This window comes from Exiguobacterium marinum DSM 16307 (assembly GCF_000620845.1).
GTDB classification, from domain to species: Bacteria; Bacillota; Bacilli; order Exiguobacteriales; family Exiguobacteriaceae; genus Exiguobacterium; species Exiguobacterium marinum.
Genome location: NZ_KK211189.1, coordinates 1,242,730 through 1,258,562 on the forward strand (window position 1 = coordinate 1,242,730; position 15,833 = coordinate 1,258,562).

Sequence of the window (15,833 nt, forward strand, 5' to 3'; positions counted from 1 at the left end):
TCTGGTTATGCCGCCGTCTCTGTTAAAAAAAGACGGTGCGTGCCATGTTACAAAAAAATTAAAGTGGGGTATTAAGCTCTTATTTAATTATGATATGCTCCCCAATAGGTAGACAGATGAAATAACAAATCTGTTTATCTGATTGGGGAGTGTTTTTTTATGGCGAGAAGTCGGCATTCGATTGAACAAAAAATGGCTGCGCTACGTATGATGGAAGAAGAAACATATACATGGAAGGAAATTATGGAGGCCCATGACGTCTCTTGGGATACCCTCCAGGTGTGGAAAGTGAAATTCGATACCGGTGGGATCGATGCGTTGAAGGAATCGAAGACATGGAGACATTACACCAAAGAACAGAAGCTCGCGGCCGTCCGTGACTATCTCGACGGTCTCTCCAAAATGGAAACCCTCTCCAAACACGACATCAGTAGTTCGTCTGTTCTTTACAGGTGGATTAGGCAGTATACTGGTCATAGCGAGTTAACAGATTCGAGAAAAGGGATGGATCGAGCTATGGCAAAAGGGAGAAAGACCACATTCGAGGAACGCATGGAGATCGTCAGGTATTGCCTGGACAATGGGCGGAACTATCAACGGACGGCCGAGATGTTCGCCGTGTCGTACCAACAGGTCTATGGTTGGACGAAAAAATATGACGCCGACGGCGTGCACGGGCTCGAGGACCGGCGTGGACGGACGAAGCAAGAAGAGGAACTGACCAACGAGGAGAAGCTCGAACGTCGCATCCAACAGATCGAGCGGGAGAACGAGCGCCTGCGGGCCGAGAACCTGTTCCTAAAAAAGTTAGAGGAGATCGAGAGGAGAGGTTGATCAGCCAGATCCGGCTACAATTGCGTTACATGGCCATCGAGGAAATGTCGACGACCGATACGTTCTCGGTCGTGCTCCTGTGCGAGATCGCGCAGGTCTCACGGGCTGCCTACTATAAATGGTTGAAGCGTACCGTCTCGGTACGCGAGGAGGAGAATCTAAGCCTACTAGAGGACATCCGCCTCCTCTACGACCAGGTGAACGGGATCTACGGTTATCGACGGATCACCATGACGGTCAATCGCAGACGACGCCAGCATGGCCTGCCGGCATACAATGAGAAGTGCATCTATCGTCTCATGCGCATCCATGAGATCCGTTCGGTCATCCGCCAGAAGAGAAAGCGGTACAAAAAATCGTCACCGCAGCATGTGGCCGAGAACCTGATGAATCGGGAATTCAGCGTGTCCCGACCTGACGAGAAATGGTGTACCGACGTCACCGAGTTCAAATTTGGTGCCGGGAAGAAGGCGTATCTGAGCGCGATCATCGACCTGTATGACGGCTCGATCGTCGCCTATCGCATCGGGAAGTCTAACAACAACGGGCTCGTCTTCCAAACGATGATGCCAGCGATCGCGGGGCTCCGTACAGGAGCGAGTCCGATGATCCATAGTGACCGAGGATATCAATACACATCGAAAGGGTTCAAACGCATGGTAGAAGACGCGGGGCTGACCCACAGCATGTCCCGGGTCGGACGTTGTCTCGACAACGCCCCGATCGAGGGCTTTTGGGGTACCCTGAAAGTCGAGATGTACTACCTGCGTGAGTTTCAGGCCTATAGCGAACTCACATCGGCCATCGAGGCCTACATATCGTTCTACAACCACGATCGTTTCCAGAAACGGCTAAACGGCTTGAGCCCTGTCGAATACAGGTCTCAAGCCGCCTAGTTTGGTTTTCATTATTTGCCCTGTCTACTTGACGGGGAGCAGTTCATTATAACTCAGTGTTTTTTTGATTATTAATACATAATTAACAATATAATGAATATAGCAATACCATATAAAGTCTAAATTTAGTATTATTAATTATGATTTATTTTAATTAATGGTGAAAGTATGTAAAGACAATTAAGGGGGAATTTAAATGGAATTTTACGTGAAGGAATATCGAAAGGAATTAACAATTGATATGGTTTATCCTTGTGTAGTTTTAATAACCGATTATTGGGATGATTATAATACTGCTGAAACCTTATTTCATATGATGTACTATAAAAATGCAAAAAAAAGTATAAAATTAGGTGAAGTAAAGATTATGCATAATATTGAACCGATTACTCGAAATGTGATTCCTTCATCTTTTAAAGAACTAGATGAAGAATTTTGCTCTTTGGGACAAACTCCTGAGTATTATCGTTCATTAAATAAAATTAATAAGAAGAATAGGAATAGAATATTAAAGGGGCTAAATGATGCAGCAATCAATCCGTATTTTAAAGAAAAATATAGCAACCATAACTTTTTTAAAAGCTCTCTTATAAGATTTAGTGAAGCCTCTAAAGCGTTAAAGGATGCTACGAATATTATTAATGGGGTCAGTGTAGAAAATGGTAATTATAAATTTGAATTTTCATGTACTTTAAAAGGATCAAGTTCTCCACACCATGTTAAATTTGATTTTCAGAAGAATATACTACCTTATAGAATAAATGCATTTGTAGGAAAAAATGCGACAGGGAAAACATCTGTACTTAATGAAATTTCAAAATTTATGAGTGGAGTAAATAATAAAAATATACTAAACAATGAAAGACCTCCTTTTAGCAAAATTATTACTATTTCTTATAGTGCATTCGATGAAATGTATAAGCCATTTGAAGATATTAACATGAAAGATGATTTAGAAAGTAAAGATGATAATAAATTATTCAGCTATATTTATTGTGGTCTTCGCTCGAAAAATGGAATTCTTAAAATAGAAGAACTGGAAACTAATTTTTGGAGAGCATACGGTAAGATTAAAGAACAGAAAAGACTCAATATATGGATTAGAATTTTGTCAAACATATTTGAAAAAGATTACTTAGAAGAATTGGAAGAAATAAGCAAACATAAAGTCGGCGGATTCAGTTACAATCTAAGTTCTGGTCAAAATATATTGTTGTATACGATGTCAGAAGTAATTGCTAATATTCAACCGCAGTCTTTACTGATGTTCGACGAACCAGAAACACACTTACATCCTAACGCTGTTGCGAATTTAATGAGATTATTTTATGAAATCTTAGAAGAATTTGATTCTTTTGCAATAGTATCTACTCATTCTCCTCTTATAATGCAAGAAATACCATCAAGATATGTTCATGTTTTTAATCGGTATGGAAACACAACACTTATAGAAAAACCATATAATGAATTCTTTGGCGAAAACATCAGTAATATAACGAATATCTTATTTGAGGTGCAAGAGCACGAAAGTAATTATAAAACCTATTTAAAAAGACTCTTAGATAAAAAATCCTCGGATGAAATTATTGAATTGTTTAATGAAGAATTAAGTTTTAATGCTCTTACATACCTATCTTCTCTAAACAAGGGGTGAAATATTTATGAGAAAATTAGTTTTACCCTCCCTTTCAAGTGATGATATTTATACACAAGTTGTTAAGAATTGTAGGGACGCAATTAAGAAAGAAAAGTTGGAAGCAATTAAAAGTGTTGTATTCGAACGTTACAGCCACTATGAAGATAATTCTCAAGAATTAAAACATATATCGCAAAGCCCTATTTCACAAGATGATGAAAAAGATTATTTAAAAAGCAATTATTCACGAAATAAAGACGGGTATCTGGAAGGAGAAGTAGTTTCTGCAATTTTAAAAGCACAGTCCCCGCAGTTAAGAAATACATGTCCTTATTGCGGAATAGATAAACCCAGAACTATAGATCATTACCTACCTCAGTCGCTGTTTCCCGAGTATGCTATCTACCCATCAAACTTAATTCCGTGTTGTGGATATTGCAATTCTAAAAAAGGGAAAAGATGGATTGATGAGGGTAATAGAATGTTTATTAACTTTTATTTTGATGAGCTACCTTATGAAACAATTTTTTTGGAAGTTGAATTTAATTATTTATTGGATGATGAGGTTCCAAAGATATCGTTTAACCTGACTCAAGAGTCAATTGACAAAGATCAATTTAAACTAATTGAAAGTCATTATTCAAGGTTAGAACTCAAAAATGAGTACGCAGCAGAATCGGATGAAGAAATTTCTAATATAAGACAATTAATCGTTGATAGCCCTCACACTTCATTACTTACTCATATCGCTAATTTAGAACGTAATTTAAAGGTTTTTGAAAAAAAATACGGAGTTAATTATTGGAAATCAGCTTTGTATAGAGGCATAATAAATAGTGATTTTTTGAATAAAATCAAATAGTAATCAGTTTGAGTGAAATATATTATTTGGAGAGGGAGAATTATCCAATGAATTTTTCACCGTGTACGTTAGAAGAGCTTGAAACTTATGAACCTTTTTTGACGCTATCTACATGGTCTATGTCTAAGTCATTTTTATATTTTAGACAAGAAGATCAGGAAATGATAAGGCTCGACAAGATAAAGGTTGAAAATGAAGTTGTGGCTCTTATTGAGTATTCTTTAGGTATGGCTAGTAAAAAGAGTATTTCAATAGATAATTTTGAAGTGTTTCACAAACGAAATGGTATTGGTAGCAAAATAGTGACTTTTTTGAAAAATACAAATTCAAATTGTATATTTGAGCTATACCCTACAACAGAAATAGCACGTTCTTTTTGGGAAAAGCAGGGATTCAAAGAAGAAGATGATGGTACTGGAACTGCTATTTTGCGACTTTATAATTAAACTCTACTATTATTCACGTGATTCACTTTATCCCGGGGGTCTTATATGCAGAATAAAATTTTGTGAAATTTTGTCCTCGCTTGTCCGATTTATAATACTAGCAAGAACAACCGGGTGTCGACGTTGATTATCTTTACACGCTCGTAGAACGAAAATCCGAGCTGCGAATATTCAAGTAAATGACCACATAAATAGGGATACAATTGATTTATCCTTAATACTATGAGATGCAATATGGGTTATTGCAGATTGGTTACCTAAGACATAAAACGAGTCGAACCTTCCTAATTTAGGTTCGACTCGTTTACATTGATCTATTCTCACCCCAAGTAAAATAAATCCGCCCACCAACCACAAATGGGCCGGCGCCTAGTTATCGACAGTGGCACATTGAGACTTGATTGATAAACTATACAAGTAGAAGCATGCGTTACGATGACTTCGGAAGCGGTTCTGACTCGCTGTTTCTACTCTTGTTTTGAATCTTTTAAGTTTACAATAATAGTGATAAATATGATTGAATTTTGGAAAAAAATCTCTGTTATTTTATTGATTTATTTCACGATTTGAATTAAAATAAACACGTTGTATTCATTTGGGAATGCATAAGGGAAGTTTGACCTTGTCAAGCAAATAATCACTGAGATGGTTCAACGCTATATTGCATAGCACCACCACTATCCATGCTGATAACTCGCTGAGCACGGTAAATTCACCCCCTATATCAGTCGATATAATTCGATTATATACTAAATGTTTCAATAGGGTCCGTAGTGCATTATAGATGTATTATGGTGCATTGCTATTCTTCATGTATGCTTGGGGAGCAAGAACTTGTAATAGGCCCAATTACTGCTCCCTCAGCTCTGCAAAAGGAGACTTATTGAATGAAACCACTATCTTATTTTTCACACTATAAATCAAAAAATTACCTCCATTTAGATAAAAAAGTATCTATAAGGCATGTTTATGAACAAATTCAGAATCCTGAACTTGTTGGTAAACATGCTTTTTTACCATTTATTCATTATTCATTGAACTTAGAAAAATATACTTTTAAAGAAGGGATAGATAGAGACAGATTAAAAGAATTTAAAGAGCTTCCCAATTATAATCAAAATGATCATAAGTGCAAAAAACCGAAAAAGAGAGAGATTAATTATGCTTCACATTATGATAGCTATATATACAAATACTACGGCGAATTACTAAATGAAAAATACAATGAGTTTATGATTTCTCAAGGAATTGATGAATGTGCTATAGCATATAGAAATAATAAAAAAGGTAAAAATAATATACACTTTGCTAAAGAGGTTTTTAAGTTCATTTTAGAGCGAGATGAAGCTATTGTTATTGCTTTAGATTTTTCATCATTTTTCGATAACATTTCACATAAATCATTAAAAGATACTATGAAGCAACTTTTAGAAGTTGAGGAGCTTCCTAGGGATATCTATAATGTTTTTAAATCTATAACAAAATATAGAAGTATCGAGAAAGAAGATTTAGATAAGTATTTAGTTGAAAAATATGGCAAAAAGGAACTAGGAAAACTAATAGATGAAAAGAAAATTCATAGCTATATGGATATTAAAGAGTTTAGACATTTACTAAAAACAAAGCGTTTAAAAGTCAATCCATTGAACTCAAGTAAAGTTGGAATTCCACAAGGCTCTGGAATAAGTGCTGTCTGTTCAAACATCAGACTAATCAATTTTGATAAAGAAATGTATACCTGGACAGAATCTTTAAATGGAATTTATCGTCGTTATTGTGATGATTTGATTTGGGTTATACCAAAAACTGAAGACCTATCGATAGAAAAAATTGAAAGCGAAATTTATAAGAAAATAGATAGTTATGGAGATTTAATATTACAAAAAGAAAAAACTATCATATTAAGCTATGAAAATAATATTATGTTAAATCGTAATTATCGAAAATCACATTTGGATTATCTAGGTTTCTTATTTGATGGGTCTACAATTAAAATAAGAGAAAAAAGTTTGTTTAAGTATTTTAGTCGAGCCTACAAAAAAGTTAGAGTAGTAGCTAGAGAGCAAATAAAACATAATCGAAATGCCTATATGAAGGATGTATACAGTCTTTATACGCATCTTGGATTTAATTATAAGGGAAGAGGCAACTTTATTACTTACGCTCTAAAAGCTCAAAAGTTGATGGAAGATTTACCTGTGAATGTACAGATTAAAAATCAAGTAAAACGTCATTGGAAAAAAATTCACAAAAAGTTAGATTATTATAAGTCTAATTTTTGATTCATTTAATCATTTAAAAGTAAAAAACTGTGTGGTTTATCAACGGTTCAAATTTTTATTTGGTGCTCAAAATTCTAACAGTATATAGCGCATATGTGTAAATCAGGATAAGTGACTCGTATGTACAAATTAACCATTATAGTCTCATCTTGCTCGTCAAATACAACAAAATAAGTCATACAATCTGATATCTAAGCCAAAAAACGAGTCGAACCTTAACAATCGGGTTTGACTCGTTTTCATTTCAAGAGTAATCAGGCATGAAATGAATGCGGTGATGTAATCCTCACCACAAGTTAAACAAATCCGCCACAATCGCATCACTTCCGTCTTGAAACATGAACAAGCCGAGTGCGATTAACAAACCTCCGATGATGAGTGTGCTGAACCGCGTCAGTCCGTTAGTGTTCTTTTTGAATAGGCCGCGAATTACGAGCGCTCCACCGATCAATAGCATCAAGAAATACCAAAACCCCATAGCCCTTCCTCCTCCGCTTATAGTTGAGTTTAGTTTACAAATATTTCCGAGCGCATACTGTAGGGCGCAGGACTGATTTAATCTCAGCCCAAGAAGGGTACATTACCTCTATGTGAAAATGAAGGGGAGTGACCATTATGCGGAAAACGATTGTCATTGCGGGGGCGAGCGGCTATATCGGCTCGAACGTGATGGAACAGCTAAAAGAAGAATACGACATCATCGCGTTGTCGCGATCGACGAAGAATAAAGAAGATGAGGCCCATATCACGTGGCGTGCCTGTGATTTGTTTTCATATGAGGCAACAAAAGAAGCATGTGAGGGCGCGGATTACGCGATGTTCCTCGTCCACTCGATGATTCCGGATGGCGGCTTGACGCAGGCGACGTTCGAGGACATGGACGCGCTCATTGCGGACAACTTCGCCCGGGCGACGAAGGCGAACGACATTGAGCAGATCGTCTATTTGAGTGGGATCATCCCGAAACAAGAGAAGACGTTGTCGCGTCACTTGAAGAGTCGACTCGAAGTCGAGCGCATCCTCGGCGGTCAGGGCGTGCCGGTGACGACGATACGGGCTGGACTGATCATCGGTCCGGAAGGTTCGTCGTTCCCGATTTTAGCGAAGCTCGTCAAACGATTGCCGTCGATGATCTTGCCACGATGGACGAAGACGGAGACACATCCGATCGACATCCGTGAAGCCGTTCAGGCGCTCATCTCGGTCGTCGGTGCCGAGTCGCTTTATGACCGTCATATCGACATCGGGGGTCCCGAGGTGATGACGTATCGGAAGATGATCGAACAGACAGCCGAAGTCATGGATAAGCGTCGCGTCTTGATCGACTTCCCGTTCCCGACAATCAAACTGTCGCGGCTGTGGGTCATGGCTGTCACGGGTGAACCGAAGGCGACCGTCTATCCGCTCGTCGAGAGCATGGGGCACGCGATGGTCGCAGAAGACACGGTCGAAGGTATCGGCCAAGGTGAGATTCCATTCAAACAGGCGGTCGAACATGCGCTTGAGGAAGAAGAGAAGCAGTCCTCGGGCGGCAAAAAGAAAAAGCAACCGAAATCGTATACGGTCCGTTCGATTCAGCGGTTCGGTCTGCCGGAAGAAAAGTCGGCGCTTTGGATGGCGGACACGTACTTCGAGTGGCTCGGTCGTTTTATGTACCCGCTCATCCAGACGACAAAAGAAGATGATGATTGGGAGATTGCACTGCTTGATCAATCGTTCGTCGCGCTTCATCTATCCCTGGAACGAGAAGCGACAGACGATATGGCGTCCTTTGCGATTGACGGGGGCAAGTTCGTCAAATTGAGTGAAGAGGATAAGACGGGGCGTCTCGAATTCCGGCGATTACCGGAGTCGGATGAAGGACTCGTCGCCATCCATGAGTTCGTACCGGCCCTCCCATGGTGGTTCTACACGAAGACTCAGGCGAAAGCCCATCTCGTCGTCATGTGGCTGTTCGGTCGTCATGTGAAGTTGCTGGGGAAAGACGCGGAAGATGGCGATCAAGTCGTAGAAGCTCCGACGAATTGAAGGGAGGCGCATCGAAAGGTGCGTCTTTTTCTTTTGTACATTCTGTTAACGTTTTTCTCAAACCGTTTACAAGCCCTCTTTCCAGGCGTACACTAAACTCGTTTTTGAACTGATTGGAAAGAAGGAATGTATGATGCAAGACTCACTCTCCACACGTGAGATGTGGCAAAAGGATATCTCAGCCGGGATCACGGTCGGTGTCGTCGCCATCCCGCTCGCCATGGCATTCGCCATCGCCTCAGGGGTCCCACCGGTGTACGGTCTTTACACGTCCATCTTCGCGGGGATCCTCGTCAGCCTGTTCGGGGGTTCGACGTTCCAGATCGCCGGGCCAACGGGAGCGTTCATCCCAATCGTCTCGGGTGTCGTCCTCGCTTACGGATATGAGGGGTTACTCGTCACGACCGTCCTCGCCGGAATTTTGCTGCTCCTCATGAGCGTGCTTCGGGTCGGACGGCTCATCCGCTTCATGCCTCGTGCTGTCACGATTGGCTTCACGGCCGGAATTGCCGTCGTTATCTTCGTCGACCAGCTCGATGAGTTGTTTGGAGTCACCTTTGAGAAGGCGCCACATTTTCACGAGAACTTGCTTCGCCTCGGTCAAGCGTTGCCCGAAGCGAGCCCTTGGCCGATCGTCATTGCCGGAATCGGCTTTTTGACGCTTTGGCTCGTCCCGAAGCTGCCGTTCCGTTTACCGCTCTTACTCATGGCGATGCTCGTCCCGACGTTTGTCAGTCTCCTCATCCCGGGTGAGGTCGCGACGATCGGAAGTGCATACGGCGGTATCCCGAGTGGACTGCCAACATTCAACTGGCTAGCAATCGACCTAGACCTGATCACAACGCTCCTCCCGTCCGCATTCGCGATTGCCTTCCTCGGTGCACTCGAGTCACTTCTTTCGGGAACGGTCGCCGACGGGATGGCAGGGACGAAGATGAAGCCGGACAAGGAACTGTTCGGGCAAGGGCTTGCGAACGTGATCACGCCGTTCTTCGGTGGGATTCCGTCGACAGGTGCCATCGCTCGGACGGCGACGAACATTCAGGCCGGAGCGGTCAGTCGACGTGCCGGGGTCATCCATGGGATCACGGTGCTCGTGGCGGTACTCGTCCTCGCCCCGTTTGCGAGTTACGTGCCACTCGCTGCACTGGCTCCGATCTTGATGCGGGTCGCCTGGAACATGTCCGAGCGCCATCACGTGATGGCGATGTTGCGTCATCGTTCATCCGAGTCGCTCGTCCTTCTCGTCACGCTACTGTTGACGGTATTCGTCGACTTGGTCGTCGCCGTCGAGGTCGGGGTCATCTGTGCGCTCGCGCTCTTTGCGAAACGAATGGCCGATACGATTGACGTGCGTGAACGGACAGAACGGTACGTCACACGGGACGGCCAAATCGTCTTCAGTGTCGAAGGTCCCCTCTTCTTCGGTGCGGTCGAGTTGTTCGAGCACGTCCTCCATCACATTCATCGGGAACCGAACGTGTTCATCTTCAACTTCCACCGCTGTCCGGTCATCGACGTGACCGCGGTCGAGGAGTTGCGTCGTGTCGTCACCGAACTGAAAGCGGCCGAACGTCACGTCATCTTCGCGCACCTGTCTCCCTCGGTCCGCGCGACGCTTGCTCACTATGGTCTGCTCGACGGAATCGAGACGTTCGAGACGACCCAGGAAGCGATCGAGGCGTCTTAACGAACGGACAAGATATCGGTGAACGGGACGCGGCGCACCTCGCCGTCGAACAGTTCGACCTCGCGCTCGGCGTAATAGATGGCATGGACATAGCCGCGCATGCTTGTCGTCAAGCCGTCCACGAACAAGGTCACTTCGACCTGGTCGCCTTCACGGATGGCCCGTTCGAGCTCGGTCTGCCAGAGATAGAGGAGCTGTTCATCCAAATCGGGCAGTTCGATTTTTTGGATTTGTGCATAATAACGTTTCAGTAGGGCGACGTGCTCGGGCATGAGAAATGGGATCCATTTCAACTCACCCCGGTCACGATAGCGGGTCTTGCTCATGAGGAATCGCCTCCTTGTTTATGTCCGCCGATTAAACGTTGGCGCGTCCGGAGCGGACTGTCTTTTAGTAGGCTCGACGCCGGTCGGATCGTGCCGCGACCGAACCGGACGTTCAGACCGTCAATCAAATCGAGGAAGTCGAGCCGTTTCGCCTTCGCCCATTCGTCTTCGAAGAACGATAACTGGACGTGGTCGCTCCGCGGCTCGAGCTTGCCGAGAGCGACCGAGACGTATCGCACGGCCTCCGTCTCTTCCCAGCCGTCTAAAAATAACTGCACTAAGATGGGGAGAAACTCTTGCTCGTCCGCTGTGAAGCGGGGGAGCTTCTTTTGTTTACTGAAGCCACCCCGGTCGCTCGTTCGCGTATAGCGCACCCCGAGGTGGAGCGTCCCCCCGACGAGTCCCGCTTGCCGTGTCCGCATGCCGACCTCGACCGCGATCGCCTGTAAGACGAGCCGGATTGCGGAATACGTCGTGTAGTCTTTCATGAGGGTGATGCCGTGTCCGATCGACTTCGGTCGCGTCCGTTTCGCCCCGAACAAGGAGCTCGCTGGCAGGATGGTCGGCGACTCGTCGATGCCCCAGGCGTGATGCCAAAGTTCTGCACCGATCACACCGAACTTTTCATGAAGGGATTCGAGCGGATAGCGGGCCAAGTCCCCAATCGTCCATATACCGAGCCGCTGCAGGTGGACCGCCATCTTCGTGCCGACGCCCCACATCTTCTCAACCGGGGCCGGATGGATGAGTCGTTCGACGTCTTGGAGAAGGCACGTGGCGACACCCTTCTTTTTCGCATGCAAATCGAGGACGAGCTTGGCGAGGACGTTGTTCGGTCCGATGCCGATGGTGACGGGAATCCCTGTATAGCGAAAAATCGTCGCACGCATGAGGTGGGCGACGTGCTCGTCACTTCCGAACAGTCGCTCCGTCCCGGTCATGTCGACGAGCGTCTCGTCAATCGAATAGACGCGAATCGCCTCGGGCGGGGCGAACTGATGAAGGATGTGGATGATTTGGATGGAAACGTTCAAATAATGACTCATCCGCGCCTCGGCATAGAGGACGTCTTGCCGTTCGTGCCACGGGAGGCGGTCGATGTGGAAGCGACGTGACCCGGTCTTGATGCCGAGCTGTTTCATCTTCGGGGTCGCCGCGAGGACGAGCGCCCCGCTGTCCCGGAGGTTCGAGAGGACGACGAGCTTCGTGTGATAAGGATTTTTGTTGCGCGCGGCACACTCACAACTGGCATAGAACGAGACGCTGTCGATACAAAAGATTCGTCTGCGCATCGTCACCACTCCTTTTTTACGAACAAATGTTCTGTTTTTTTCATCGTAACACGGTCTCACGTCATCTCAAATAGTGAATTGAAAATATTTTTACAAAGATTTTTTGAAAATTACCCAAAATTTATAGGTTTTCACGTGTCTAAAAACCAACTTTTAGGAAGTTTTCGTAAAAAAGTATCCGAATTGGTTCGATTTTCGTTATAATAGACGAGTATGTAAGTGATGAATTGATAGAAAGATGGAGGCTATTAGTGTGATCCAATTTGTAAAACAGTTAACGAATGATCAAAGCCGGCGTTTGAAAGCGTATGAACGACGGGTCGCGCGTATTAATGGATTAGAGACAACGATGAAAGCCCTCTCGGATGACGAGATGCGTACATATACGGAGACGCTCAAAGCACGTCTCTTGGATGGAAAGAAAGTGGATGACATCGCGGAAGAAGGGTTCGCTCTCGTCCGAGAAGCGTCGGTCCGTGTGCTCGGCATGCGTCACTATGACGTCCAGCTCATCGGTGGATTTGCCCTCCTCGAAGGGAACATCTCGGAGATGCCGACCGGGGAAGGGAAGACGCTCGTCGCCGCCTTACCGAGTTACGTCAAGGCACTCGAAGGAAAAGGCGTCCACGTCATCACGGTGAACGATTATTTGGCGAGACGTGACGCCGAACAGATCGGGAAGATTCATGACTTCCTCGGGTTGACGGTCGGCTTGAACGTACCAGACATCGAGGCGGACGAGAAGCGTTCCGCGTATCAGGCAGATATCACGTATGGGGTCGGGACAGAGTTCGGATTCGACTACTTGCGTGACAACCTTGTCCATAAGCCGGAAGAACGGGTCCAACGCCCGTTCCATTTCGCAATCGTCGATGAAGTCGACAGCATCTTGATCGATGAGGCGAAGACACCGCTCATCATCGCGCAAAAGGACCGATCGCACATTCGGTTGAAACAATTGGCGCAACAGATCATTTCCGAGTTCGGTGAGACCGATTACGAGGTCGACCTCGAGTCGAGATCTGCGACTTTCACGGAAGAAGGAATCGTCAAGATTGAAGAGCTGTTCGCCATCGACAATCTGTTCAGCGCCTCGCATCAGGTGCTCTATCACTATCTCGTCCAGGCGCTCCGGGCGAACGTCTTGTTCGAGCTCGACGTCGATTATATCGTCCGTGAAGACAAGATTGAACTGATCGATTTGTTCACGGGACGCATCATGGAAGGGCGGAGCTTGTCGGAAGGGTTGCATCAGGCGCTCGAGGCGAAAGAAGGCGTCACGATCACCGAAGAGAACAAGACGACGGCGGAAATTACGATCCAGCACTATTTCCGCATGTATCCGCTCGTCGGTGGGATGACGGGGACGGCCCAGACGTCACGCCAAGAGTTTTTGAAGACGTACAACATGGACGTCGTCCAAGTGCCGACGAACCGCGAACGTCAGCGTGTCGACCATCCGGACCGCATCTTCATGACGACCGAGCAAAAGTATGCGGCGGTCACTGAAAAAGTGGCGGAACTGCATGCGACGGGACGTCCGGTGTTGATTGGGACGACCTCGATCGCACAGTCAGAAGCGATCAGCAAGCACTTGAAGAAGAAGCGGATCGAACATGACGTGTTGAACGCGAAGACGGTCGCACAGGAAGCGGACATCATCGCAGATGCCGGTCAGTTCGGCAAAGTGACGATTGCGACGAACATGGCCGGACGTGGGACGGATATCACGCTCGATGCAAAAGCGAAGGAAGCGGACGGTCTCTTTGTCGTTGGGACGGAGCGCCACGAGTCAAAACGTGTCGACAATCAGCTCCGCGGTCGTTCGGGGCGTCAAGGCGACCCGGGTGCGACCGAGTTCTTCGTCTCGCTCGAAGATGAGATCGTGAAACGTTATGCGGCGCAAAAGTTAGAACGCGTGGAGAAGAAGTTGAAGCCGAGCGCGACAGGTGAGGTCTCAACGAAAGATGCGATCGAGATCATCGAATATGCGCAGACGACGATTGAAGGACTCGGCGTCTCGATTCGGGACTACTTGTTCAAACTCGATGACGTCTTGAACGAGCAGCGGAATATCATCTATACGATTCGTAACCAGGCCGTCAACGCCGATGCGGATGCCATTACGAAAAACGTCCTCGGCATGATGCGTCTCGCCCTCGAGAACAGCATCGACATGCATGTGTCGGATGAACTCGTGCCTGAGGAATGGCCGATCGATGAGTTGAAAGAAGACTTGCGCTACTTGACGATGCAGGAGCCGACATGGGCAAATGACATCGCGGATACGCGTGAACTGAAGGATGCCTTAAACGACTGGATGGAGACCATCATCGCTACGACGGCGTCACGCCTCGAACAGGACGACATCGTCCTCTTCGCGAAAGAGTCGCTTCTTCGTGCCGTCGACATGAAGTGGACGGATCATTTGACGACGATGAGCGGATTGAAAGAAGGGATCGGTCTTCGTAGCTACGGTCAGGAAGACCCGAGCCGTCAGTTCGGAAAAGAAGGACTTGAAATCTTCGAACAGACGTATATCAATATCGCACGGGATGTCACGACGGAACTATGCCAGCTCGACCGCTACTTCGCAGAGATGGCAGAGGAGGAAGTATAATGTTAGGATTTCGTAAACGTAAACAAATCGAGACAGGAAATAAAGAGGAAGGACGCCAATTGACGCTCGTCATCGACGATGCGATGGGGATTCCGAAAGAGGATGAGTACGTCTTTCGTTACCACGCGAAACGACTTCCCGCACTTCTCGACAACCAACTCTCGATCGAGTTGTTGAATGCCGAGTCGCTCGGACATGACTTGTCAATCGTGGCGTTGTTCCGCAATACGCTTCCGAGCTCGTTCGAGATCAACGAGTTGCCGATCCTCTTGTTGGACGCGAACAACGTCCCGATCGGACGGAAGGTACTAGGGCTTTCTGAACTGCCGAGCTTTGAAGCGTGGACGAGCAAGCCGGTCTACTTGGACTTCTTCTTGGATGAGATGTTCGGCGAGGTGGAGTCGTACGACTCGCTCCGACTCGTCTTCCAAATGAACCCGATTGACCCGCTACAACTCGTATCACCGGAAGAAGAAGCGACATTCTCGAAACGAGCATGGCAACAGCTCATGCGGACGAATATCTCGACGCCACCGGTCGGGGAGAACGAGTTCAATTTGATGCTCGTCTCGGTAGAGAAAGAAGAGACGAACGTCACGGCGACGATTCTCCTCCGCAACGGTTATGACCGCCACTTGAACGTCGAGAAACTCCCGCTTGAACTCGTAAGTGGCGAGGACGTAATCGGCTTCACGATGATTCGTCTCGAAGAGCCAGTCCATGGTAAACATGCGTACCCGGTATCGGTCACGTTTGAAGAAATTGAGGGCGATGGACCGTTCAGCGTTCGTATTAAACAATGATAGGAGAATAGACCTGATTTCTGTAAAAAGAAATTAGGTCTATTTCTATACAAAAATTTAATAGGAGGGCAAGGCGGCTGGTGTTATATTGAATATGGTTAGACAATTATCAGCCAAA

12 protein-coding genes are annotated in these 15,833 nt (G+C 45.7%); 9 read left to right on the forward strand and 3 right to left on the reverse strand.

Annotated elements, in window-relative coordinates:
- Positions 1-159 precede the first annotated feature (159 nt).
- From P400_RS15520 to P400_RS0106770, 5 genes are all read left to right on the forward strand, one after another.
- Positions 160-1,730 (forward strand): IS3 family transposase gene (locus P400_RS15520; RefSeq protein ID WP_152538879.1). Its coding sequence is split into 2 segments (ribosomal slippage): positions 160-799 and positions 799-1,730, totalling 1,572 coding nucleotides; the frame shifts between segments, so codons are not numbered across the junction.
- A gap of 196 nt (positions 1,731-1,926) precedes the next feature.
- Entirely contained in the window at positions 1,927-3,384 is a 1,458-nt protein-coding gene (locus P400_RS0106755) for an ATP-dependent nuclease (protein ID WP_026825458.1), read from the forward strand.
- A 7-nt stretch (positions 3,385-3,391) separates the two neighbouring features.
- The gene (locus tag P400_RS15030) at positions 3,392-4,228 is read left to right on the forward strand and encodes an HNH endonuclease (protein ID WP_034770929.1); all 837 of its coding nucleotides are present in this window, start codon (positions 3,392-3,394) and stop codon (positions 4,226-4,228) included.
- Between the two features lie 47 nt (positions 4,229-4,275).
- Complete coding sequence (locus P400_RS0106765; protein ID WP_026825459.1) at positions 4,276-4,674, forward strand: GNAT family protein; 399 nt, start codon at positions 4,276-4,278, stop codon at positions 4,672-4,674.
- A gap of 887 nt (positions 4,675-5,561) precedes the next feature.
- Complete coding sequence (locus P400_RS0106770; protein WP_026825460.1) at positions 5,562-6,956, forward strand: RNA-dependent RNA polymerase family protein; 1,395 nt, start codon at positions 5,562-5,564, stop codon at positions 6,954-6,956.
- 286 nt (positions 6,957-7,242) lie between these two features.
- On the opposite strand, the gene P400_RS0106775 is transcribed toward P400_RS0106770, so the two are convergent.
- Complete coding sequence (locus P400_RS0106775) at positions 7,243-7,434, reverse strand: hypothetical protein (RefSeq protein ID WP_026825461.1); 192 nt, start codon at positions 7,432-7,434, stop codon at positions 7,243-7,245.
- A gap of 137 nt (positions 7,435-7,571) precedes the next feature.
- Between P400_RS0106775 and P400_RS15035 the strand changes: the two genes are divergently transcribed.
- The gene (locus P400_RS15035; RefSeq protein ID WP_034770932.1) at positions 7,572-8,984 is read left to right on the forward strand and encodes an NAD-dependent epimerase/dehydratase family protein; all 1,413 of its coding nucleotides are present in this window, start codon (positions 7,572-7,574) and stop codon (positions 8,982-8,984) included.
- A gap of 133 nt (positions 8,985-9,117) precedes the next feature.
- Positions 9,118-10,674 carry a SulP family inorganic anion transporter gene (locus tag P400_RS0106785; RefSeq protein ID WP_026825462.1) on the forward strand — a complete coding sequence of 519 codons (1,557 nt, stop codon included), beginning with the start codon at positions 9,118-9,120 and terminating at the stop codon, positions 10,672-10,674.
- Here the strand turns inward: P400_RS0106785 and P400_RS0106790 are convergent.
- Positions 10,671-11,000 (reverse strand): YolD-like family protein, encoded by a 330-nt coding sequence (locus P400_RS0106790; protein WP_026825463.1) that lies wholly within the window; start codon positions 10,998-11,000, stop codon positions 10,671-10,673. The genes P400_RS0106785 and P400_RS0106790 overlap by 4 nt on opposite strands.
- Entirely contained in the window at positions 10,997-12,292 is a 1,296-nt protein-coding gene (locus P400_RS0106795) for a Y-family DNA polymerase (RefSeq protein ID WP_026825464.1), read from the reverse strand. The genes P400_RS0106790 and P400_RS0106795 overlap by 4 nt, the downstream gene beginning before the upstream one ends.
- A gap of 253 nt (positions 12,293-12,545) precedes the next feature.
- On the opposite strand from P400_RS0106795, the gene secA2 reads away from it, so the two are divergent.
- Entirely contained in the window at positions 12,546-14,912 is a 2,367-nt protein-coding gene (secA2, locus tag P400_RS0106800; RefSeq protein ID WP_026825465.1) for an accessory Sec system translocase SecA2, read from the forward strand.
- Complete coding sequence (locus tag P400_RS0106805; RefSeq protein WP_026825466.1) at positions 14,912-15,715, forward strand: SLAP domain-containing protein; 804 nt, start codon at positions 14,912-14,914, stop codon at positions 15,713-15,715. The genes secA2 and P400_RS0106805 overlap by 1 nt, the downstream gene beginning before the upstream one ends.
- The last annotated feature ends 118 nt before the right edge of the window (positions 15,716-15,833 follow it).